This window comes from Rhodoplanes tepidamans (genome assembly GCF_030813915.1).
In the GTDB taxonomy this organism is placed as follows: Bacteria; Pseudomonadota; Alphaproteobacteria; order Rhizobiales; family Xanthobacteraceae; genus Rhodoplanes; species Rhodoplanes tepidamans.
In genome coordinates, this window is sequence record NZ_JAUSUJ010000046.1 from 1 (window position 1) to 23,304 (window position 23,304).

18 protein-coding genes are annotated in these 23,304 nt (G+C 69.8%); 7 read left to right on the forward strand and 11 right to left on the reverse strand.

Annotated features, from left to right (window positions below):
* Positions 1-574: 574 nt before the first annotated feature.
* From uvrA to J2S22_RS30275, 5 genes are all read right to left on the reverse strand, one after another.
* On the reverse strand, positions 575-3,655 hold the full coding sequence (gene uvrA / locus J2S22_RS30255) for an excinuclease ABC subunit UvrA (protein ID WP_272780383.1): 3,081 nt from the start codon (positions 3,653-3,655) through the stop codon (positions 575-577).
* Between the two features lie 308 nt (positions 3,656-3,963).
* Entirely contained in the window at positions 3,964-4,701 is a 738-nt protein-coding gene (locus tag J2S22_RS30260; protein WP_272780382.1) for an outer membrane protein, read from the reverse strand.
* A 287-nt stretch (positions 4,702-4,988) separates the two neighbouring features.
* The gene (locus tag J2S22_RS30265) at positions 4,989-5,762 is read right to left on the reverse strand and encodes an outer membrane protein (protein ID WP_272780381.1); all 774 of its coding nucleotides are present in this window, start codon (positions 5,760-5,762) and stop codon (positions 4,989-4,991) included.
* Positions 5,763-6,027: 265 nt separating this feature from the next.
* Positions 6,028-6,798, reverse strand: coding sequence for an outer membrane protein (locus J2S22_RS30270; protein ID WP_272780380.1), 771 nt, complete (start codon positions 6,796-6,798; stop codon positions 6,028-6,030).
* A 461-nt stretch (positions 6,799-7,259) separates the two neighbouring features.
* Entirely contained in the window at positions 7,260-7,982 is a 723-nt protein-coding gene (locus J2S22_RS30275) for an outer membrane protein (protein WP_272780379.1), read from the reverse strand.
* A gap of 602 nt (positions 7,983-8,584) precedes the next feature.
* Between J2S22_RS30275 and J2S22_RS30280 the strand changes: the two genes are divergently transcribed.
* The 4 genes from J2S22_RS30280 to ipdC all read left to right on the forward strand — a co-directional run bounded on the left by J2S22_RS30280 (position 8,585) and on the right by ipdC (position 12,629).
* Positions 8,585-9,085: a single-stranded DNA-binding protein gene (locus J2S22_RS30280; protein WP_272780378.1), complete on the forward strand. Its 501-nt coding sequence runs from the start codon at positions 8,585-8,587 to the stop codon at positions 9,083-9,085.
* 171 nt (positions 9,086-9,256) lie between these two features.
* Complete coding sequence (locus J2S22_RS30285) at positions 9,257-9,928, forward strand: DUF4142 domain-containing protein (protein ID WP_272780377.1); 672 nt, start codon at positions 9,257-9,259, stop codon at positions 9,926-9,928.
* Between the two features lie 250 nt (positions 9,929-10,178).
* Complete coding sequence (locus J2S22_RS30290) at positions 10,179-10,820, forward strand: DUF4142 domain-containing protein (RefSeq protein WP_272780376.1); 642 nt, start codon at positions 10,179-10,181, stop codon at positions 10,818-10,820.
* A 168-nt stretch (positions 10,821-10,988) separates the two neighbouring features.
* Positions 10,989-12,629 carry an indolepyruvate/phenylpyruvate decarboxylase gene (gene ipdC / locus J2S22_RS30295; protein ID WP_272780375.1) on the forward strand — a complete coding sequence of 547 codons (1,641 nt, stop codon included), beginning with the start codon at positions 10,989-10,991 and terminating at the stop codon, positions 12,627-12,629.
* 180 nt (positions 12,630-12,809) lie between these two features.
* Here ipdC and J2S22_RS30300 read toward each other — a convergent pair whose 3' ends face one another.
* Positions 12,810-13,430, reverse strand: a complete 621-nt coding sequence (locus tag J2S22_RS30300; RefSeq protein ID WP_272780374.1) for a MarC family protein — start codon at positions 13,428-13,430, stop codon at positions 12,810-12,812.
* Positions 13,431-13,681: 251 nt separating this feature from the next.
* On the opposite strand from J2S22_RS30300, the gene gyrA reads away from it, so the two are divergent.
* A complete protein-coding gene (gene gyrA, locus J2S22_RS30305; RefSeq protein WP_272780373.1) occupies positions 13,682-16,528 on the forward strand; it encodes a DNA gyrase subunit A in 2,847 nt (948 codons plus the stop codon).
* Between the two features lie 75 nt (positions 16,529-16,603).
* Here the strand turns inward: gyrA and J2S22_RS30310 are convergent, their stop codons facing one another.
* Complete coding sequence (locus J2S22_RS30310) at positions 16,604-16,801, reverse strand: hypothetical protein (protein ID WP_272780372.1); 198 nt, start codon at positions 16,799-16,801, stop codon at positions 16,604-16,606.
* A gap of 263 nt (positions 16,802-17,064) precedes the next feature.
* Positions 17,065-18,027 (reverse strand): aromatic alcohol reductase, encoded by a 963-nt coding sequence (locus tag J2S22_RS30315; protein ID WP_272780371.1) that lies wholly within the window; start codon positions 18,025-18,027, stop codon positions 17,065-17,067.
* A 66-nt stretch (positions 18,028-18,093) separates the two neighbouring features.
* Between J2S22_RS30315 and J2S22_RS30320 the strand changes: the two genes are divergently transcribed.
* Positions 18,094-18,534, forward strand: a complete 441-nt coding sequence (locus J2S22_RS30320) for a winged helix-turn-helix transcriptional regulator (protein ID WP_272780370.1) — start codon at positions 18,094-18,096, stop codon at positions 18,532-18,534.
* Between the two features lie 55 nt (positions 18,535-18,589).
* Here the strand turns inward: J2S22_RS30320 and panD are convergent, their stop codons facing one another.
* Entirely contained in the window at positions 18,590-18,979 is a 390-nt protein-coding gene (gene panD / locus J2S22_RS30325; protein WP_272780369.1) for an aspartate 1-decarboxylase, read from the reverse strand.
* A 110-nt stretch (positions 18,980-19,089) separates the two neighbouring features.
* Positions 19,090-20,973: an ABC-F family ATP-binding cassette domain-containing protein gene (locus tag J2S22_RS30330; RefSeq protein WP_272780368.1), complete on the reverse strand. Its 1,884-nt coding sequence runs from the start codon at positions 20,971-20,973 to the stop codon at positions 19,090-19,092.
* Between the two features lie 269 nt (positions 20,974-21,242).
* On the opposite strand from J2S22_RS30330, the gene J2S22_RS30335 reads away from it, so the two are divergent.
* A complete protein-coding gene (locus J2S22_RS30335; protein WP_272780367.1) occupies positions 21,243-22,079 on the forward strand; it encodes a cyclase family protein in 837 nt (278 codons plus the stop codon).
* Positions 22,080-22,603: 524 nt separating this feature from the next.
* Here J2S22_RS30335 and J2S22_RS30340 read toward each other — a convergent pair.
* Complete coding sequence (locus tag J2S22_RS30340) at positions 22,604-23,008, reverse strand: hypothetical protein (protein ID WP_272780366.1); 405 nt, start codon at positions 23,006-23,008, stop codon at positions 22,604-22,606.
* Positions 23,009-23,304: the final 296 nt, after the last annotated feature.

Genomic DNA, 23,304 nt, shown 5'->3' on the forward strand with positions numbered 1-23,304 from the left:
ATTCCGCCGTCACCCGCGCGCAAATCCGCCTCGCGGCATGAAGTCGAGTTCTTGCCCTGCCTCTTCGCTATTCGGCCCTGCGATCGATCCGGGCTACGCTTGCTCGTGTTGATAATTTTATTCGGTCATACGCTCCGAAGGCGGCGGAGCAACTCGTGTCTATGTCCGAGAGGATGAGTGAGGGGTCTCTCGAATCTTATTCGCAAGCGCTGACCACGTGTCGTCGCCTTCTCCTGACGGTGGCCGACGCTATCTTTCCTGCCCGATCTGAGCCGTACATCGATGGCGGTAAGAAGAAGCGTGATGTGGGTCCCGAAAACTACAAAAATCGTTTGATGGCTTATCTTGAGGTTAAGCGCCTAAGTTCGGGCACGGAGGAACTCATTCGTTCGGATTTGGAACACTTGGCTGCCTGACTCGATGCGATTTATAGTAAGGTGTCAAAGGGAGTTCATGTCGATGTTACGAAAGCTGAGGCTCGGTTGGCTGTAATACAAACATATCTATTTATCGGCGAGATTGCTCGTTCTGCCGAGATTGAGTCTGAGCCGCAGTCGGCGAGTGCCTAGATTAGCTATTCTGCTGCCTTCATGCTCCTCCTTCGCTTTGTTGGTGCTGAAAGCATTTTCCTTTCCAGCACCGGCTTCAAGAACGCGCCCGTATAACTCCGCTTCTCCTTCACCACGTCCTCCGGTGTCCCGACCGCGACGATCTCGCCGCCGCCGTCGCCGCCTTCGGGGCCGAGGTCGATGATCCAGTCGGCGGTCTTGATCACCTCGAGATTGTGCTCGATCACCGCGACCGTGTTGCCCTGGGCGACCAGCTCGTGCAGCACCTCGAGAAGCTTCTCGACGTCCTGGAAGTGCAGGCCCGTCGTCGGCTCGTCCAGGATGTACAGGGTGCGGCCCGTCGCGCGCTTCGACAGCTCCTTGGCGAGCTTGACGCGTTGCGCCTCGCCCCCTGAGAGCGTCGTCGCCTGCTGGCCGATCTTGATGTAGTCCAGCCCGACGCGATGGAGCGTCTTCAGCGTCTCGCGCACGCGCGGCACGGCCTTGAAGAACTCGGCGCCTTCCTCGACCGTCATGTCGAGCACGTCGGCGATCGACTTGCCCTTGAAGGTGACGTCGAGCGTCTCGCGATTGTAACGCTTGCCCTTGCACACATCGCAGGTGACGTAGACGTCCGGCAGGAAGTGCATCTCGATCTTGATGACGCCGTCGCCCTGGCAGGCCTCGCAGCGGCCGCCCTTGACGTTGAACGAGAAGCGCCCCGGCTCGTAGCCGCGCGCCTTCGCCTCGGGGAGCCCGGCGAACCACTCGCGGATCGGCGTGAAGGCGCCCGTGTAGGTCGCCGGATTGGAGCGCGGCGTGCGGCCGATCGGCGACTGGTCGATGTCGATGATCTTGTCGATGTGCTCCAGCCCCTCGATGCGCTCGTGCGGGGCCGGGGCCTCGGCCGCCCCGTGCAGCTTTCGCGCGACCGCCTTGAAGAGGGTGTCGATCAGGAGCGTCGATTTTCCGCCGCCCGAGACGCCGGTGATGCAGGTGAACAGGCCGAGCGGGATGTCGGCCGACACGGTCTTCAGATTGTTGCCGCGCGCCCCGACGACGCGCACGACGCGCCGGGAGTCCGGCACGCGGCGCGGCGGGATCGGGATCATGCGCGTGCCGGTCAGATACTGGCCGGTGGTCGACTTCGGGTCCGCCATGATGTCGTCCGGCGTGCCCTGCGAGACGATCTTTCCGCCGTGGATGCCGGCGCCGGGGCCGATGTCGAGCACCCAGTCGGCGGTGCGGATGGCGTCCTCGTCGTGCTCGACCACGATCACGGTGTTGCCGAGGTCGCGCAGCCGCTTCAGCGTCTCGATCAGCCGGGCGTTGTCGCGCTGGTGCAGGCCGATCGACGGCTCGTCCAGCACGTACAGGACACCCGTGAGGCCGGAGCCGATCTGCGAGGCGAGGCGGATGCGCTGGCTCTCGCCGCCCGAGAGCGTGCCGGAGGCGCGGGCGAGGGTCAGATAGTCGAGGCCGACGTCGTTCAGGAAGGCGAGGCGCTCGCGGATCTCCTTGAGAATCCGGGTGGCGATCTCGGTCTGCTTAGCGTTCAGTGTCTTCGGCAGGGCCGAGAACCAGTCGCCGGCGCGGCGCACCGACATGGCGGCGACCTCGCCGATGTGCAGGCCGTCGACCTTCACGGCCATGGCCTCGGGCTTGAGCCGGTGGCCGTCACAGGAGGCGCAGGGGATGGCGGTGAAATACTTGCCGATCTCCTCGCGGGCCCACTCGCTCTCGGTCTCGCGCCAGCGCCGCTCGAGGTTGTTCACCACGCCCTCGAACGGCTTGTGGGTCGTGTAGGCCCGCATGCCGTCGTCGTAGACGAACTTGATCTCGTCGTCGCCGGAGCCGTAGAGGAGCGCGTCCTGGGCGCGCCGGGGCAGGTCCTTCCAGGCGGTGTCGAGGGTGAAGCGGTAGTGCTTCGCCAGCGCCTCCAGGGTCTGCACGTAGTAGGGCGACGACGACTTCGCCCAGGGCGCGATGGCGCCGCGCTTGAGCGTCACGCCGCGGTCCGGCACGACGAGGTCGGGGTCGATCTTCTGGTCGAGGCCGAGGCCGCCGCAGGCCGGGCAGGCGCCGTGCGGCGAGTTGAACGAGAACAGCCGCGGCTCGATCTCGGAGATCGTGAAGCCGGACACCGGGCAGGCGAACTTCTCCGAGAAGACCAGCCGGTTGGCGTCGGACGCCGCGGCCGCGGCGAGCTTGGTTTCCTTGCCGGAACGCGCAGCCTTTTCGGTCTGGTCATGGCCGGGCTCGACCCGGCCATCCATCTTCTTCGTGAGAGATGGATCCCCGGGTCTGGCCGCTGCGCGGCCGCCCGGTGACGACGGCGAAGCGGAGGCGCTCGCCGCGTCCGCGAATTCCACCACGGCGATGCCGTCGGCGAGCTTCAGCGCGGTCTCGAAGGATTCGGCCAGCCGCGTGGCGATGTCGGGGCGCACGACGATGCGGTCCACCACCACGTCGATGTCGTGCTTGAACTTCTTGTCGAGCGCCGGGGCCGAGGCGATCTCGTGGAAGGCGCCGTCGATCTTGACCCGCTGAAAGCCCTTCTTGAGCAGGTCGGCCAGCTCCTTCCTGTACTCGCCCTTGCGGCCGCGCACGAGCGGCGCCAGGAGGTAGAGCCGCGTGCCCTCGGGCAGCGCCATCACCCGGTCGACCATCTGCGACACGGTCTGGCTCTCGATCGGCAGGCCGGTGGCGGGCGAGTAGGGGATGCCGACCCGGGCCCACAGGAGGCGCATGTAGTCGTAGATCTCGGTGACGGTGCCGACCGTCGAGCGCGGGTTCTTCGACGTCGTCTTCTGCTCGATCGAGATGGCGGGCGACAGGCCGTCGATCTGGTCGACGTCCGGCTTCTGCATCATCTCGAGGAACTGGCGGGCATAAGCGGAGAGCGACTCGACGTAGCGGCGCTGGCCCTCGGCATAGATGGTGTCGAAGGCGAGCGACGACTTTCCGGACCCCGACAGGCCCGTGAACACCACGAGCTTGTCGCGCGGCAGATCGACGTCGACGTTCTTCAGGTTGTGCTCGCGGGCGCCGCGGATCGAGATCACCCGCCCGTCGGGGCGGTGCGGCTTGTCGAACAGATCGGCCATCGGTCACCGGGTTCGATCGGACAGGGGGCGGTACGGAACCCGGCCCGTGGGGGTCGAGACGTGCATGCGGTCCTCGGGCCACGACGGTCTGGGTCGCGCCCGCGACCAGAACTTAATGAGAACGGAGCGGTTTCGCCAGAACCCCGGAGGTTGTCAACAGCGATACGATCGCCGGGGGCTGGCGGACCACCGGCGGGGGGCCGGGTCCGGGCGCCCGCGCCGCCGGCCGATGCACCCGGCGCAAAAAGCAGAAGCCCCGGACCGAGGTCCGGGGCTCCCGAGACGGAACCAGAGGTGCGCAGCCGCGATCAGTACCGCGCGACCAGCGGCGCACCACCGCCGAAGCGGTAGTTCAGGCCGACCTTGGCGGTGTGGATGCCGTCGATCTGGTTCGAGATCGACTGGCCGAAGACGACCATGGTCTGGGTCTCGTCGAGACCGATGTACATGTACTCGCCTTTGATGCTCCAGCTCGGGGCGAACGCCCATTCGATGCCGCCGCCGACCGTCCAGGTCGCCACCGTGTCCTTCGTCGAGAACGAGCCGAAGACGTTGGAGCCGAGCGTGGTCTCGACGTCGACGAAGGCGACGCCGCCCTTGGCGTAGATCAGGGTGCGGTCGACCGCGTAGCCGAGCCGGCCGGTGATCATGCCGTACCAGTCGCCCACCTTGGAGGTGGCCGTGCTGGTGAAGATGCCGACCGTCTCCGAATACGTCCCTTCGACGCTCATGTAGCCGGCCTCGCCCTCCAGTCCGAGCACGAAGGCCGAGCCCACCGGCTGCCAGTTGCAGCCCAGGGTGCCGCCGCCGATGAAGCTCGAATCGAGGCTGTAGCTGATGGACTGAGGAGCCGCGGAATTCGAAAGGACCGCGTCGTCGCCGCTCCACGCGCCGCCGACATGGCCGCCGATGTAGCACCCCGTCCACGAGAAGGCCGGCGCCAGCACGGGCGGCGCCTTCACGGGCATGCGCGCCGGCAGGTCGGCCGCGGCGGCGACGCCGGCCATCGCGAACATAGCGGCGGAAGCGAGCAGGATCTTCTTCATGAGGCCGGACCTTTCAGGGATTGAATTCCCGAATCATACAATCGGGTGATCCGGCGGAGGTGCTAATTCTGCAACACCGCGACACACTGGGACTGCAGTCGGTTGCATTCAGCAATCTCTGCGCGAGCCACCTCCAGTGTTGTCTCGGCTGCGGCCCCTCCGGTCCGTGCGACGGCGCAGGCGTTCGCCCGGCGCCGGGTCCACGGACGCGGGATTCGAAAAAGCAGAAGCCCCGGACCGAGGTCCGGGGCTCCCACTGGGACCGGTAGAGCCGTCTGCAGTCGCGATCAGTACCGCGCGACCAGCGGAGCGCCGCCGCCGAAGCGGTAGTTCAGGCCGATCTTGGCGGTGTGGATCCCGTCGTAGTCGTGATCCCAGCAGAACGTGCCGACCGGAGCCGTCACGGTGGCGACGCCGCAGGACGTCTCGCTGCCGTTCAGGCCGATGTACATGTACTCGGCCTTGATGCTCCAGTTCATGTCGAAGGCCCACTCGATGCCGCCGCCGACCGTCCAGGTCACCTTGGTGTCGCTGACGGACGCCGCGACGGTGGCCGGCAGGACGGCATCGACGATCGAATGCTCGACGTCGACGAACGCGGCGCCGCCCTTCACGTAGATCATGGCGCGATCCCACGAGTAGCCGAGGCGACCCGTGATCATGCCGTACCAGTCGCCCACCTTGGTGGACGAGATCACTTCGAGACCGAACGGCGAGTATCCCGAGCCCTCGAGGCTCAGATAGCCGACCTCGCCCTCGAGACCGAGGACGAACGGCGAGCCCACCGGCTGCCAGTTGCAGCCCAGCGTGCCGCCGCCGATGAAGCTCGAATCGGCCTTGTAGGACCACGTCTCGCCGACATTGTACCCGTCGCGGTCGTAGACGGTCGGATCGTCCGCCGACCAGGCGCCGCCGACGAAGCCGCCGATGTAGCACCCCGTCCACGAGAACACCGGCGCGACGACCGGCGGCGGCGCCTTCACGGGCATCCGCAGATCGGCCGCGCTGGCCGTACCGGCGATCGCGAGAGCCGCGACCGTACCCAAGAGAATCGTCTTCATGGAACCCCCCTCTCGCGAGTAAGCGATGCCAGAGTGTATGGCGATTCAGGTTGTGGATGGTGACATTTTCGCCACAACCAAGGAGTCATTGAAAATCAATGCTCAACTAGCCAGTCTAGCCACGTTTACGGAGCGGAATGCCTTTTCCCGGGCGGATTTCCTGTGCGGCGGAAGTTCTGCATAGCCCGCGTTGGATGGTGGCGAAAAGCAGAGGCCCCGGGGCGAACCCCGGGGCCTCTACCGAGAGCCGGAAGGTTCGGACGGCTCAGTAGCGCGCGACCAGCGGGGCGCCGCCGCCGAAGCGGTAGTTCAGGCCCACCTTGGCGGTGTGGATGCCGTTGAACTCCGTGTCGTAGGAGGCCGCGAAGGACGGCACCGTCGCCGGGAACGCCACGGTCTGGGTCTCGTCGAGGCCGATATACATGTACTCGGCCTTGATGCTCCAGTTCGGGCTCATCGCCCATTCGACGCCGCCGCCGACCGTCCAGGTTGCGATGGTGTCGCTCGTGGTGCCCGCATAGGACACGGCGCCGAGCGTGCCGGAGATCGCGGTCTCGACGTCCACGAAGGCGACGCCGCCCTTGACGTAGAGGAGGGCGCGATCCCAGGTGACGCCGAGGCGGCCCGTGATCATGCCGTACCAGTCGCCGATCTTCGTGCTCGAATACTCGGGCGCGACGAGGCCGAGGACCGGATCATAGGCCGAACCTTCGAGGCTCAGATAGCCGACCTCGCCTTCGAGGCCGAGCACGAACTGCGAGCCGATCGGCTGCCAGTTGCAGCCCAGCGTGCCGCCGCCGATGAAGCTCGAGTCGAGGCTGTAGCTGTAGCCGTAGCCGGCGCCGACCGGATACGTGGTGGCGTCGTCGCCCCACGCGCCGCCGACGAAGCCGCCGATGTAGCAGCCGGTCCACGAGAACGCCGGCGCCATCACGGGCGGCGGCGCCTTCACCGGCATGCGGGCCGGAAGATCGGCGGCCGAGGCGAACCCAGCCGTGCCGAGCACTGCGACCGTCGCGAGAAGGAGCTTCTTCATTTGACCCCCCATTGTTGGTGTCGATGACCGGAGCCTAGGAAAACTGCGGACGGCCGGGGTGACATTTTCGCCACAACCGCCGGGAATGGCGGCGCCATTCCCCACAACCGTACCGGTCCGGCGAAGAAATTTTTGCAGCGGTTTCAAAGGGAGGCGTTGTTTTACCGCAGCGCGCCAGCCGGCCCGGAAGGGCACTCGCCCGCACGGCTGCGGCCCGGCATCCGGTGCGGCGAGTCGCAGGGCCTCCCTGTCCGTGCCGCGGCCGCCGCGGCGCGAGTCGCTCCGTCGTCCGACCCCGGACCGGGAGCGCGGCACCGACGCGTGGCGCATTCGTGCCAGCCCCGGCCCGCCGGCGACGTCCGCATCGCAGTCCGCGAGCCTGGTTGCAGGCGAGGGGGCCCGAAAAAGCAAAAAGCCCCGGGGTGACCCGGGGCTTTCGCTCGACGAAGACGTCGAAACGATCAGTAGCGAGCCATCAGCGGAGCGCCACCGCCGAAGCGGTAGTTCAGGCCGACCTTCGCGGTGTGGATGCCGTCGACATTGCTGTCGAACGCCACGCCACCGAGCACGTTGGTCTGGGTCTCGTCGAGGCCGATGTACATGTACTCGGCCTTGAGGCTCCAGTTCATGTCGAACGCCCACTCGACGCCGCCGCCGACCGTCCAGGTCGCGACCGTGTCCTTGGTCGACGAGACGACACCGAGGATGCCGACCGAGGTCTCGACGTCGACGAAGGCCACGCCGCCCTTCACGTAGAGCAGGGCGCGATCCCACGAGTAGCCGAGGCGACCCGTGATCATGCCGTACCAGTCGCCGACCTTGGTGCTGCCGGAGAGCGTGGTGAGCGGATCGATGGCCGAGCCGTTGACGTCGAGGTAGCCGATTTCGCCCTCGAGGCCGAGCACGAACGGCGAGCCGACCGGCTGCCAGTTGCAGCCCAGCGTGCCGCCGCCGATGAAGCTCGAGTCGAGGCTGTACGAGTCGGTGACGCCGAGCGCCGTCACGTTGGTGTCACCACCCGACCACGCCCCGCCGACGAAGCCGCCGATGTAGCAGCCGGTCCACGAGAACACGGGGGCGACGACCGGCGGCGCCTTCACCGGCATGCGCGCCGGCAGGTCCGCGGCCGAGGCAGCGCCGGCAAAGCCGAACGCCGCGACAGTGGCGAGTAGGATCTTCTTCATAAACGGCCCCTCCTTCCGAGAAGAAATACCGAAGTCCCAAGGCCGGAACCTAGGAGGAATCGCTCCCGGGTTGGTGACATAAATGCAACAGCCACGGGGAACGTGGGGTTGTGGCGACTTTGTGGCATTTCCGAACCGGCTAACCCGTGCGACAGTCCAGGTTCGCGCGGGCGTCTTCGTGCGATCAAATTCCTGACAATCAAAATCGATTTGACCCGGCCGCAGACCATCCGGCGGCGCGGCGCTCTCGCCGGGGCCGGCCAGAGGATCACGCGGTCGTGATCAGGCGACCCGCCGAGCGCCGGCAGGGGACCCGGCGGCTTGCCCGGGCCGCCATTGCGAGGTAAGGAACATAAGGGGAACATGTCGGTTCCGGCAACCCGTCGTGGACAAGCCGCCGCGGCGCCTTGTCGACGGATCGACAAAGATTAGGGTGTGGCCGCGCTCCGCGCCGCGCCCGCGTTCATGAGAACGGGGCCGGCGAAAAGCTCCGGTCCCGGCGTTCGACACCGGGCCTCGGTTCCGGGGGGCCGGCCGCGCGGCGGCCGGACCGCGTTCCACGTGGTCGAACGCAAACGGGTCGAAGGAGTGGAGAGTCAGCGATGGCGGGTTCGGTCAACAAGGTCATTCTCATCGGCAATCTCGGGGCGGACCCGGAGATCCGCCGCACCCAGGACGGGCGGCCGATCGCCAATCTGCGGATCGCCACCTCGGAGACCTGGCGCGACAAGGCGACCGGCGAGCGGCGCGAGAAGACGGAGTGGCATCGCGTCGTCATCTTCAACGAGGGGCTCTGCCGGGTGGCCGAGCAGTACCTCAAGAAGGGCGCGAAGGTTTACATCGAAGGCTCTCTGCAGACGCGCAAATGGCAGGACCAGCAGGGCCAGGACCGGTACTCGACCGAGGTCGTGCTGCAGGGCTTCAACTCGGTGCTGACGATGCTGGACGGCCGCGGCGAGGGCGGTGGCGGAGGCGGCGGCGGCTACGACCAGGGCGGCGGCGACGACTTCGGGGCGAGCGGACCGGGCCCGAGCCGCGAGCGCCGGCCGGCGCCGGCGGCCTCGTCGCGGCGCGACGATCTCGACGACGACATCCCGTTCTGAGCCGGCTCTGAGCCGAGCCGGCGCGCGCCGGCGTCACGGTCCGGTGTCGCGCTCCGGTGCGGCGCCGCGTCCGGCACCGCCGCAGGGTGGTGCCGGAACCCGTGGATGCATCCTGGATTGGCCCGGGGCAGGGGGCGCGCGGGGCGCCCCGTCCAACCGAGGCCGATCACGATGCGAAAAATCCTTCTTCTCACGACCGTGCTGGCGCTCGCCGGCACGCCGTCCATGGCCCAGCAGTTCGGCAACCCGGCCGGTCCGGGGCCGGTCCCGCCGAGCACCGGCAACCAGCCGGCACCGCCCGCCGGCGCCATGCAGTCCGGCCAGCCCGGTCACCAGCGCGGCGGTCAGCCGCATGCCGGGCAGGGCGGGACCCTCGGCCAGAGCGAGACCACCGGTGCGGCCCCGGCGGCCGGCGCCCAGGCGCTTTCCACGGCCGATTTCGTCCGCAAGGTCGCGATCAGCGACTTGTTCGAGATCCAGTCGAGCCAGCTCGCCCGCGAGAAGGCCGACCAGGAGGGGCGCGACTTCGCCAACAAGATGATCCAGGCCCACACCAAGACCTCGACCGAGCTCAAGACCATGGTCCAGAGCGGCAAGATCCAGGCGGAGGTGCCGACCGGGCTGGACCAGGAGCACGCCCAGAAGCTGCAACGGCTGCGCGGCCTCAGCGGCGACGCCTTCGAGGACGCCTATGCCGAGATGCAGACGCAGGCCCACAAGGACGCCGTCGCGCTGTTCACGGCCTATGCCCAGAACGGCGACAATGCCGAGCTGAAGCAGTGGGCCGGCAAGACCCTGCCGGAGCTGAAGCAGCATCTCGACATGGCCGACGACCTCGACTGACGGTCGCGACCGACGACGTCGACCCGACGGTCCCGACCGGTCGCGACCGACGGTCTCGACCGGCGAGGCTCTCCCGGCGGCGGTCGGCCGGCGGCGGCGATGCCCCCGGCGCCGCCGCCGGGACGCGATGCCGCGGCCCGGATCGGGGCCGCGGCGGCGGTTTCATGGAACCTCCGACGAGTTCGGTCATTGGACCCGCAGCGGCCCGCGGCGCAGTGCCGGCCGGCCGCCACATCTTCGGAGGGACCTGATGACTCACACGTCCAAGGCCGATCCGCGTCGGTCGCAGGGCTACCAGACCTATGTCCTGGTCGCCGCCGGGCTGGCCCTCGCGGCCTTCATCTACTGGAATCGGGCGTCGGGCCCCGTCGACATGCCGTCGATGGGCTCGGTCGCGTCGGTGTTCGGCACCGCGTCGCAGCGGGCGGAGGCCGGTGCGGCTGGCGCCCGCGCAGGCGCCGCCGTGCAGGCGCTTCCCGCCGCCGCGTTCGTACAGAAGGCCGCGCTCGACCAGATGTTCGAGATCGAGGCCGGCCGGATCGCGCGCGGCAAGACCGATCCGGGGGCGCTCGATTTCGCCGACCAGATGATCATCGCCCACCGGGCGATCGCCGCCGAGCTGCGCGGGCTCCAGGAGAGCGGCAAGCTCGGCGGCCCGCTGCCGACCGAGCTCGACGCCGAGCAGCGGGCGAAGCTCGACGAGCTCCGCGCCCTCGACGGGGCGGCATTTCGCGACGCCTATGTGAGGATGCAGCGCGACGCCCATCGCGACGCCGTGGCGATGTTCCAGGCCTATGCCCGGGCCGGCGACGATCCGGAGCTCAGGCAGTGGGCCGAGAGCACGCTGCCGACCCTGAAGCAGCATCTCGACATGGCGCGGGCGCTGAACTGAGCGCATCGGCCCGCCGTCCTCCGTCCGGGCCGACACCCGGGCGGCGGCGGGCGGCCGGCGCTCCCGGCCTGGCCCGAAACATGCTCTTCTCGGCGCGAGAGAGCCGTCCCCGAGTCGCCGCGCGAGGCCGCGCGGCGGCCCGACGCGGGGACCGCCCGGGGAGCCAGGATGCCGACACTCGCCACCGCCCTTCTGCAGGGCCTGAAGGACCACGGCGCCCGGGAGCTGTTCGGCATCCCGGGCGACTTCGTCCTGCCCTTCTTCAAGATCGTCGAAGAGTCCGGGATCCTTCCGGTTTTCACCCTCAGCCACGAGCCGGCGGTGGGCTTCGCGGCGGACGCCGCGGCGCGCTGGCGCTCGGGCATCGGCGTCGCCGTCGTGACCTACGGGGCAGGGGCGTTCAACCTCGTCAACGCGGTCGCCGGCGCCTATGCGGAGCGCTCGCCCGTCGTGGTGGTCGCCGGCGCGCCCGGGGCGCGGGAGCGGGCGAGCGGGCTGCTGCTGCACCACCAGGCCCGCAGCGTCGACACCCAATTCGCCGTGTTCCGCGAGATCACCTGCGACCAGGCGGTGCTCGACGATCCGGCCACCGCGCCGCAGGAGATCGCCCGGGTGCTGCGCAGCGCCCGCGAGCGCGCGCTGCCCGTCTACATCGAGCTGCCGCGCGACATGGTCGACGCCGAGGTGGCGCCCGTGCCGGTGCTGCCGCCGCGCGCCGCCGAGGCGGAGGCGCTCGCCGAATGCGCCGCCGAGGTCGTCGCCCTCCTGGCGCGCGCCTCGTCGCCCGTGATCGTCGTCGACGTCGAGGTCCGCCGCTACGGGATCGAGGCGGCGGTGGCGACCTTCGCGCGCCGGCTCGGCATCCCGGTGGTGACCACCTTCATGGGCCGCGGCCTCCTGCAGCAGGCCCCCGACGTCCTGCGCGGCACCTATCTGGGCAGCGCCGGCGATCCCGCCGTCACCCGCCTGGTCGAGGACGCCGACGCGCTGCTGCTGCTCGGCGTGATCCTGTGCGACACCAATTTCGCGCTCTCCGAGAAGCGCTTCGACTGGCGCCACACCGTGCTGGCGATCGATCGCGGCGTGCGGGTCGGGCATCACGTCTATCCGGACCTTCCGATCGAGGAGCTGGTCGCCGCTCTGCTGGCCCGCACCGAAGGGGACGCCGCCCCGAAGCCGCGGGCGCTGCCGCCCTTCGAGGCCTATCCGCGCGGCCTCGCCGCCGAGGACCGGGCGCTCACCCCGACCGACATCGCCACCGCCCTCAACGACCTGTTCGACCGCCACGGCGCCATGCCGATGGCCTCCGACATCGGCGACTGCCTGTTCACGGCCATGGAGATCGACAACACGGCGCTGGCGGCGCCCGGCTACTATGCCGGCATGGGCTTCGGGGTGCCGGCCGGGATCGGGATGGCGGCGGCGACCGGCCAGCGGCCCCTGATCCTGGTCGGCGACGGGGCCTTCCAGATGACCGGCTGGGAGCTCGGCAACTGCCGGCGGTACGGGCTCGATCCGATCGTCATCGTCTTCAACAATGCGAGCTGGGAGATGCTGCGCGTCTTCCAGCCGGAATCGAAGTTCAACGATCTGTCCGACTGGACCTTCGCCGCCGCCGCGCCGGCGCTCGGCGGCCACGGCGAGCGGGTCGCCACGCCGCAGGAGCTCGCCGCCGCGCTGGAGCGCGCCGTCGCCCGCCGTGGCGTCTTCTCCCTGATCGAGGCGATGATTCCGCGCGGCGTCACGTCGCGCACGCTCGCCCGCTTCGTCTCGGGCCTGAAGAGCGCGCGGGACCGGCAGCCGGGGTGAGGCCCCGTGTCCCGGGCGCGGCGCCACGCGCCGTGAGCCGGGACCCAGGGCCGCGGAGCGTCCACGAACTCCGCTCAGGCCCGCGAAGGCGGGCATCCAGGGGCCTCTTTGCCGTGTCGCCCCTAAGTCCCAGCCTTCGCGGGGACGAGCGGACCGAGAGGTCCCGACATCAACGTCGTGTCACCTCCACACGGCCTTGGCGCCGTCGATCACGTACTGCACGGCGAGGGCCGCGAGGAGCACGCCGAGCAGGCGCGAGAGCACGACATTGCCGGTGATGCCGAGCCAGCCGGACACCCGGGCCGAGAAGCGGAACACCACGAGGCACAGGGCGCAGACGGCGATCACGACGCCGATCAGCACGCCGAGCCGGGCGAGGCTGCCGGCCTCGCCGGCGAGCAGGATCACGGCGGTCAGCGCCCCGGGGCCGGCCATCAGCGGGATCGCCAGCGGGAACGCCGCGACGTGCCGGACCCGCTCCTCGACGGCCACTTCGGCCTCGCGCGACTGCCGCTCGACCCGCACGCCGAGCACCATCTCGAAGGCGACGGCGAACAGCAGGAGCCCGCCGGCGATCCGGAAGGCCGGCAGGCCGATGCCGAGATGGTGCAGCAGCCACTCGCCGATCAGCGCGGCGCCGACCAGAACCACGACGGCGATCACCGTCGCGCGAAACCCGGCCTGGTTTCGCGCTGCCGGCGGCAGCCCGTCGGTGATCGCCACGAAGGCCGGCGCGAGGCCGAGCGGGTCGACCACGACGAACAGGGTGACGGCGGCGGACACGAGGAAATCGAGATCCATGGCATCGGCCTAGAGGCGGCCGGGCAGGGGGTCAACGGCCGCTTCGCCGCGGCCGAGAGGCCGCATCCGGCGGGTGTTCCCGGGCGATTTGGCGCCTGGCGCGCCGGGGCTGTCGTCCGGGCCGTGGCCGGCCCGGTTAAATTATTGTCCGGACAGGAGAAAATATCCCGTCCCGGGGGCCCGCGAAGCTGGCATTCGCAGCCGCGATGGACTATTTAAAAGGCCAACGGATTCGCCGGGATTCTCCGCACTTGGCCGACAACGACACACCCCCGCCGGGCAGCACGGGTCCGACCGGGCCCGCGGGCCCATCGGACATTCGCCCCGTTTCCATCTCCGAGGAGATGAAGCGCGCCTATCTCGATTACGCGATGAGCGTGATCGTGTCGCGCGCGCTCCCCGATGCGCGCGACGGGCTCAAGCCCGTGCATCGCCGCATCCTCTACTCGATGCACGAGCAGGGGCACCTGCCGGACCGCAAATACGTGAAGTCGGCGCGCGTCGTCGGCGACGTGATGGGTAAGTATCACCCGCACGGCGACTCGGCGATCTACGACGCCCTGGTCCGTATGGCGCAGGACTTCTCCATGCGCCTGCCGCTGATCGACGGGCAGGGCAATTTCGGCTCGGTGGACGGCGATCCGCCGGCGGCGATGCGCTACACCGAGTGCCGGCTCGCCCGCCCCGCGCTGGCGCTGCTCGACGACATCGACAAGGACACGGTCGACTTCCGGCCCAACTACGACGGCAACGAGCAGGAGCCGGCGGTCCTGCCGGCGCGCTTCCCCAACCTCCTGGTCAACGGGGCGGGCGGCATCGCGGTCGGCATGGCGACCAACATCCCGCCGCACAATCTCGGCGAGGTGATCGACGCCGCCATCGCCCTGATCGACGATCCGGCGCTCGGCGTCGAGGACCTCCTCAAGATCGTGCCGGGCCCCGACTTCCCGACCGGCGGCGTGATCCTCGGGCGGGCCGGCATCCGGGCCGCCTATCACACCGGCCGCGGCTCGGTGGTGATGCGCGGCAAGGCCGAGATCGAGACGATCCGCAAGGAGCGCGAGGCGATCATCGTCACCGAGATTCCCTACCAGGTGAACAAGGCCACCATGGTGGAGAAGATCGCCGAGCTGGTGCGCGAGAAGCGGATCGAGGGCATCGCCGATCTGCGCGACGAGTCGGACCGCGACGGCTACCGGGTGGTGATCGAGCTCAAGCGCGACGCCGTCGCCGACGTGGTGCTGAACCAGCTCTACCGCTTCACCCCGCTGCAGTCGACCTTCGGCTGCAACATGGTGGCGCTCGACGGCGGCCGCCCGCTGACCATGTCGCTGAAGGACCTGCTGGTCGCCTTCATCGCCTTCCGCGAGGAGGTGATCAAGCGGCGCACCAAGTTCCTGCTCGGCAAGGCGCGCGACCGCGCCCACGTGCTGGTCGGCCTCGCCGTGGCGGTCGCCAACATCGACGAGGTGATCCGGCTGATCCGCGCCTCGCGCGACGCCAACGAGGCGCGCGAGGCCCTGATGGCGCGCGACTGGCCGGCCGCCGACGTGCTGCCGCTGATCGAGCTGATCGACGACCCGCGCCACAAGGTGCAGGAGGACGGCACGTTCCGGCTCTCCGAGGCGCAGGCCCGCGCGATCCTGGATCTCCGCCTGCAGCGCCTCACCGCGCTGGGTCGCGACGAGATCAAGGACGAGCTCGACAAGCTCGCCGCCGAGATCACCGACTATCTCGACATCCTCCGCTCGCGCGCCAGAATCCAGTCGATCGTCAAGGCCGAGATGATGGAGGTGCGCGAGAAGTACGCGACGCCGCGCCGGACCGTCATCCTCGACCAGGACGGCGAGATGGAGGACGAGGACCTCATCCAGCGCGAGGACATGGTCGTCACCGTCTCGCATCTCGGCTACGTCAAGCGGGTGCCGCTGTCGACCTACCGGGCGCAGCGCCGCGGCGGAAAGGGCCGCTCCGGCATGCAGACGCGCGAGGAGGATTTCGTCGCCCGCCTGTTCGTCGCCTCGACCCACACGCCGGTGCTGTTCTTTTCTTCGCGCGGCCAGGTGTACAAAGAGAAAGTCTGGAGACTTCCGCTGGCGGCGCCGAACGCGCGCGGAAAAGCGATGATCAACCTGCTGCCGCTGGAGCAGGACGAGCGCATCACCACCATCATGCCGCTGCCCGAGGACGAGACGACCTGGCGCGAGCTCGACGTGATGTTCGCCACCACGGGCGGCACCGTGCGGCGGAACAAGCTCTCCGACTTCTCGGACGTGCGCCGCTCCGGCATCATCGCCATGAAGCTGGACGAGGGCGAAGCGATCGTCGACGTGCAGATCTGCACCGAGAAGGACGACGTGCTGCTCACCACGGCGATCGGCCAGTGCATCCGCTTCCCGGTCACCGACGTGCGGGTGTTCTCGGGCCGCACCTCGATGGGCGTGCGCGGCATCGCGCTCGACAAGGACGACCGGGTGATCTCGCTGTCGATCCTCCGCCACGTCGACGCGAGCGGCGAGGAGCGCGAGGCCTATCTCAAGCGCGCCACCGCAGTCCGCCGCGGCGGCGCCGAGGCCGAGCCGGAGTCCGACGTCGCGCCGGCGGAGGAAGGCGAGGAGACCACGGGCGCCGACAGCGCCGGCGGCAACATCGAGCTCGGCGAGGCGCGCTACGTCGCGCTGTCGGCGGCCGAGCAGTTCGTGCTCACCGTGTCGGAGCGCGGCTTCGGCAAGCGCACCTCGTCCTACGAGTACCGCATCACCGGGCGCGGCGGCAAAGGCATCGTCGCCATGGACAACCGCACCCGCGCCGGCATCCGGCCGCGGATCGGCAAGCTCGTGGCGTCCTTCCCGGTGGAGGAGAGCGATCAGCTCATGCTGGTCACCGACGGCGGCCAGCTGATCCGCTGCGGCGTGTCGGAGATCTCGATCAAGGGCCGCTCGACCCAGGGCGTGATCGTGTTCGACACCGCCGAGGGCGAGCGCGTCGTCTCGGTCGAGCGCCTCAGCGAGAGCGACGACGCCGACGAGAACGGCAACGGCGGCAACGGCGGCAACGGTGGCAACGGCAACGGAAACGGCAGCGGCGATCACGCCTGATGCCGGCAGGCGTGCCGGGCCCGGCGCGGCCGCCGTCTCGCGACGGGCGGCCGGCCGGACCCGACAGCGGCCTCCTCACAGGCCGCGGGGTTCCGGACCTCGGGTCTCCAGGCCCCGCACCCCCAAGCCTCGCACCCCGAGACCCCGCACCCCCAGGCCTCGGCCGGCCGGCCCCTCGGCGACCAGCCAGCGCCATTCGATGAAGCAGGCGATCGCGGCGAGCGCCACGAATCCTCCGACCAGCGCGAACGGCATCCAGTTCAGCACGATCATACTCAGCCCCCCGGAGTCATGGATCGTTAACCATGACATCGTCGCCCGGAACTCCGGCAGCAGCGTGCCGGATCGCGGCTGTGGCGGGGAGTTTTCGGGATGTTTCGGCCGGTGTCCGACGGTGTCGCCGGCCGCGGCGGCCGGTCCAACGGGCTCGGATGCGGGCCGATTCCGGGCCCGGCAAATGTGATCGCTGGCATCGTCGCCGGCCGCGGTCGGCGCGCCCGGCCGGCCGGGCCGCAGGGACCGGCCTCCGTCCGCCGCTAGGCCCGTTCGACCGCCTGGCGCGACTCGCCGGCGGCCAGGCTGCTCCGCCGCAGCCATCCCGCCACGTCGGTGACGGGAATGCCCCGCTGGCCATTGAACGTCGTCGCCACGGGCCAGGCGACGCCCCGGCCGGCCGCGAAAACGGCGCGGTACTTTTTCATGGTGTCGTCGGGGTCTCGCGCCAGCTCGGCTTCGAGGAATTCGGTCGTCCACACCGCCCGGTCCAGACGGCGGTTCAGCACCGCGTCTACCGTGTCGGCCAGCGTCGCATAAGTGAGGGTGTCGCCGGCCGTGTGGACGATCTGGTCGGTGATTGGCGGCTCGGCGAGGAGGATTTCGGCGGTGAGCCGCCCGATATCCTCGGGAGTCGTCACGGTTACGGCCGTGTCGGGGCTTCCGAGCGCATGCGTGCGGTTGTTCGCCAGATCCACCACGCCGAAGGCCGGCTCGAACAGGAAGCTCGTGAACATGCCGGTGGAGACGATGACCCAGGCGGTCCGCTTCTGCGCGCGCAGGAGATCGCGGACGTCGAGCTGTTCGTCGAACAGATCCTGAGCGCTTCCCCGCCCGATGGCGTCGTAGTCGACGCCGAACTGCCAGGGGACATAGCGCGGTACGCCCGCCTCCAGGGCGGCCCGCGTGAGCTTGACCTGCATGCCACGGCCCGCGGCGAAGCCGATGCAGCTCACCACCGTGTCGAAACGCCCGAACAGCTCGGCGAGCGCGGCGACCGACATCGCCGCGAGGTCGCCGGCGATCGGCTGGATGCCCAGCGCGCGCAGCTCTTCCACCTCGGCCTGCTTGTCCGGCCGCTGCGACCGGATGGCGGAGGCCCGCAGAAGCACGCTCACCGGCGGCCGGCCACGTGCCTTCGCCAGAGCGCGAAGGACGGCCATGCCGAGCTCGCCGGCGCCGAGCACCAGGATCGCGTCAGTGGAGGGTCGCGGACCGACTTGCATGTGTTTCTCCCATCAAACCATCATGCGAGATGGCGGCTCCGGACCCCGATGGAAGAAGGCACACGCGTGATACCGCAGGACGACCTCGATCTCGACGACATCATCCGGCGCTCGCACGCCGTGTGCGCGGCCCTGAGCGAGGACGACGACGGCCTGAAGCGGGAGGTGCTGACCCACGCGGGAAACCGCTGGTCGCTCGGCATCGTCCACGCGCTCGGCGTGTCGGGACGGCTGCGCCACGCCGACATCGGACGCCGGATGCAGGGGGTCACGCAGCGCATGCTGACCCGCACACTGCGGCAGCTCGAGCGTGACGGCCTGGTGGTGCGCCACGATCACCGGACGGTGCCGCCCCACGTCGAATACGAGCTGACGGAGCTCGGCCGGGGCCTGCTCGCGCGGATCGTCCCGCTGTGGTTGTGGGTGATCGAGAATGCCGACGGCTTCCGCCGCGCGCGAGAGCGGTTCGACGGCGCCCAGCCGCCGCGGTCCGATCCGTCGACGTGACACGGCGTGGGCACGGCGCGTTCCGCGCCTCTGCCGACCCAACAAGAAGACGGGGTCAGATCGCCCGCAGGGCGGGGCCGGGGAGCTCGTCGCGGATGTGGGCGATGCGGTTGTCGGCGTCGACCTGGACGACGGTCGGGACGTGGCGCTTCGCCTCCTCGGGCGTCATGTCCGCGAAGGTCGCCAGGATGACGAGGTCGCCCGGCTTGTTGCCGTGCGCCGCCGCGCCGTTGATGCAGATCACGCCGGAGCCGCGCTCGCCCTCGATCGCGTAGGTGACGAGGCGGGTGCCGCGGGTGACGTTCCACACGTGAAGCTCCTGGTTGGTCAGGATCTTCGCCGCGTCCATGAGGTCGGCGTCGATGGTGCAACTGCCCTCGTAGTGGAGGTCGGCATGCGTGATCGTCGCGCGGTGGATTTTCGACCAGAACATCCGGATAGTCATGGCCGCTCCTTTGGCAGATTTTGGCCCGCCTGCCAACCGGCCGGGTCGGGCGTGGGACATGCGGGCGGGGCGCGCCCGGCGAACGGCCGGCCGGCCGCCGCGGCGCGGCGTCACTCCGCCATCGCCTCCTCGTACTCGGCCGACAGGGTCAGCCACTCGTCCTCGGCGGTCGCGAGGCCGGCCGCCGCGTCGGCCCGGTCCTTGGCGAGGCCGGCGGCCTTGCCGGGATCGCGCGCATAGAGGGCCGGATCGGCGAGCGCGGCGTCGAGCCGGGCGATGCGCTGGTGCAGGGTCTCGATCTGCTTCTCCAGCGCGTTGATCTTCTTCTTCAGCGGCGCCAGCCCGGCGCGCTTCTCGGCGGCGGCGCGGCGCTGGTCGGTGCGGGAGGGCGACTTGTCGGTCCGGCTCGCCTTGTCGTCCGGCTCGTCGTCGCCGGCGAGCACCAGCTTCCGGTAGTCGTCGAGGTCGCCGTCGAAGGGCGCGACGCCGCCATTGCCGACGAGCCACAGCCGGTCGGCGCAGGCGTCGAGCAGATAACGGTCGTGCGACACCATGACGACGGCGCCCGGGAACTCGTTGATGGCCTCGATCAGGGCCGAGCGGCTGTCGATGTCGAGATGGTTGGTCGGCTCGTCGAGCAGCAGGAGATGCGGCGCGTGGAAGGTGGCGAGGCCGAGCAGGAGGCGTGCCTTCTCGCCGCCGGAGAGCTTGCCGACCAGCGTGTCGGCCGCGCCTTCCGAGAACCCGATGGCGCCGGCCTTGGCCCGCACGGCGCTCTCGGCGGCGTCCGGCATCAGCCGGCGCACATGGGCGTAGACGCTCGCGCCCTCGTCGAGCTCGTCGAGCTGGTGCTGGGCGAAGTAGCCGACGTCGAGCTTGTCGGCCCGCGTCACCCGGCCGTCCATGGGGCCGATCCGGCCAGCGATCAGCTTGACCAGCGTCGACTTGCCGTTGCCGTTGGCGCCGAGCAGCGCGACGCGGTCGTCGTTGTCGATGCGCAGCGTCACCCGTCGCAGCACCGGCTTGCCGGGCTCGTAGCCGACCGACACGTCGTCGACCGCGATGATCGGCGGCGACAGCAGCCGGGCCGGCGCCGGCAGCACGATCTCGCGCACCTCGTCGGCGATGCGGGCCGGCGCCGGCCCGAGCCTCGCCAGCATCTTGAGCCGCGACTGCGCCTGGCGGGCCTTGGTGGCCTTGGCGCGGAAGCGCTCGACGAAGGCGGTCAGCCGGGCGCGCTGCGCCTCCTGCTTCTTGGCGAGCTTCTGGTCGAGCAGCAGGCGCTCGCGGCGGGTGCGCTCGAAGGTGGAGTAGTTGCCGCGGTAGAAGGTGAGCTTGCCGTTCTCCAGGTGCAGGATCGAGTCGACGGCGTTGTCGAGCAGGTCGCGGTCGTGGCTGATCACCACCACGGTATGCGGATAGCGGGCGAGGTGCTCCTCCAGCCACAGCGTGCCTTCGAGGTCGAGATAGTTGGTCGGCTCGTCGAGGAGCAGCACGTCGGGCTCGCGGAACAGCACCGCGGCGAGCGCGACGCGCATCCGCCAGCCGCCGGAGAACTCGCTGACCGGGCGCTTCTGGTCCTCGTGCGAGAAGCCGAGGCCGTGCAGGATCGCGGCGGCCCGGGCCGGCGCCGAATGGGCGCCGATGTCGGCGAGCCGGGTGTGCAGCTCGGCGATGCGGTGCGGATCGGTCGCCGTCTCGGCCTCGGCGAGCAGGGCGGTGCGCTCGGTGTGGGCGGCCAGCACGATGTCGATCAGCGGGTCCGGCCCGTTCGGGGCCTCCTGGGGCAGGGTGCCGATCACGGTGCGGGCCGGCACCACGATCTCGCCGGTGTCGGCGTGATGCTCGCCCGTGACGGTGCGGAACAGGGTGGATTTCCCGGTGCCGTTGCGGCCGACCAGCCCGACCCGTGCGCCGGCCGGAATCTGCACCGTGGCGCGGTCGATGAGCAGGCGTCCGGCGATCCGGACCGTGAGGTCGGTGATGGCGAGCATGCGGCCTTATACACGGAATCGCCGGACACGGAATCGCCCGGCGAGCACGGCGGCCAGACGCGGCACCGTCGACTTGTCGAAAGCGGCGTGATCACGCAGAACTCGACGCACGAGGTCGGCTCCTCCCGCGGCGCGGATCGCGACCGGCGGCGGCCGGCCCCCGCCGCCGCGCGGCGGAGCTCCGCGGACCATGCCGCCGGGCAGATGCGCGGGGCCGGCATTGGTGTAGAATCGATCGAGATCAGTCGCGAGCCCGCGGAGAGACGGCGATGTGCGTTCCGGGATGCATGGAGGCGGTCAGGGCCGGGCTGTCGCGCCGCGGCTTCTTCGGCCGTGCGGGGGCGGCGGCGGCCGGCTTCGCGGCGACCGCGGTGACGCCCGTGCCGGCGCCGGCCGCGACCCTGGCGCCGCGCAGCTTCGAGCGGATGATCGACCTCACCCACACGCTCGGACCGCAGTTCCCGACCTTCTTCGACACCCCGGGGATCGAGTTCGAGACCCGGGCCGAGTACGCCAAGGACGGCTACAACATGTACGTCTGGAAGCTGCTCGAACACGCCGGCACCCACATCGACGCGCCGATCCACTTCGCCGCCAAGGGCGCGAGCGTCGACCAGATCGCGGCCGACACGCTGGTGGTGCCGCTCGCCGTCGTCGACGTGGTCGAGAGGGCCGACAACGATCCCGACTATCTGCTGTCGCGCGACGATCTCGTCGCCTGGGAGGCGAAGCACGGACGGCTGCCGCGCGGCTGCTGCGTCGCCATGCATGCGGGCTTCGGGCGAATCGCCGTCTCGGATCCGGCGCGGTTCATCGGCCGCGACGTCGACGGCACGCTGCACTTTCCCGGCATCGCGCCGGAGGCGGCCGCGTGGCTCCTGAACGACCGCGAGGTCGCCGGCCTCGCGGTCGACACGCTCTCGCTCGACAACGGGCCGTCGACCGAGTTCGGGACTCACAAGCTGTGGCTGACGGCCGGCCGCTGGGGCCTCGAGAACGTCGCCAATCTCGACCAGGCGCCGCCCACCGGCGCGACGCTCGTCGTCGGCGTGCCGAAGGTGAAGGACGCGACCGGGGCGCCGGTGCGGCTGTTCGCCTTCGTCTGAGCGCGATCTGATCAGATCGGCCGCTCGGAGCCGCGTCGCCGCACGGTCCGCTCGCGACGGCCCGTGCCCGGACGTGCTTTTAACAAGAACGATTCGAACCGGGCCGCGCGGTCGATGCGGGCTGCGCGGTCGGGCCGCGAACGCGACGGCCCGGCCGAAAAAAAGCGGGCGGTTCTTTCGAACCGCCCGCTGGGCATCGCAGCATCGCGCACCCCCGTGGCACGACGCTGCGCACCAACCGCTCGATCGCAACAGGACACGAGGTCCGTCGACCGATCGTTCGAGCGGGACAATGCTTCCGGCCGGTCTGAGCGGCTTTGATCTAGATCAGCCGCGCGCTCGAAAATGCCCGGAGCGGCGTCGCGATGCACCGCGGCGAGTGTCGAGAAATGCCCGTCCGGCGGGCGTTTCTCGACACGGCGCGCCGGGCCGGCGCGCCGATCGCATACGACCAATGTCGAATCGGAAGATGGTGAACGGCGGCGCCGCGCGGCGAGCGCCGCCCGGGACTCGGACGTCGCGCGTCAGCCGTTCCAGTTGACCGTGCCGACGTCCCACTTGGCGCGCAGCTTGGCCGCCTTCCTGATGAAGTCGTCGACCGCCGCCATCGGCTTGTGGTCCGGATTGGCCTTGCAGTAGGTCGCGACCATGGCGATCACCTTCGCCTCGTCGAGCGCGCCGAGATCGACATGCTTGCCGTCGAGCTCGAGCAGCGACACGTTGGCGGCGCTGAGATAGCCCTGCACCCAGGCGTAGAGCATCAGGTTGACCGGGTTCTGCAGCCCTTCGGTGGGCTTCAGGTCGGCGACGAGCTTGCCGCAGCTCGACGAGCCGATGCCCTGGGCGACCAGCGGCTCGGCCCGGGCCTCGACCGACGGGGCGATCAAGCCGGCGGCGAGCACGAGGGCCACGAACGTCCGTCCGATCATCGGAAACAACCTCCTGGCGCACGCCGTCGCACGGCGACGGCGGATCGAAACTCGATGCGAGGGCCGGGACACTAGAGCATGATCTCGAAAAGTGGGAGCCGGTTTTCCGCCGCGATCGTGCTTCGCACAGGAACCTGCGCGGGACGCCGGCATGCCCGACACGGCCGCGGGGGGGGGGGCGCGCGGGGGGGGGGGGGGGGCGGCGCCCCCCCCCCCCCCCGCCGCCAGAAATACCCCACCCAGCGCGGAGGATCCCCGCGCGGTGCGAGGGGGCGCCCCGCGCGCGGGCCCGGGCC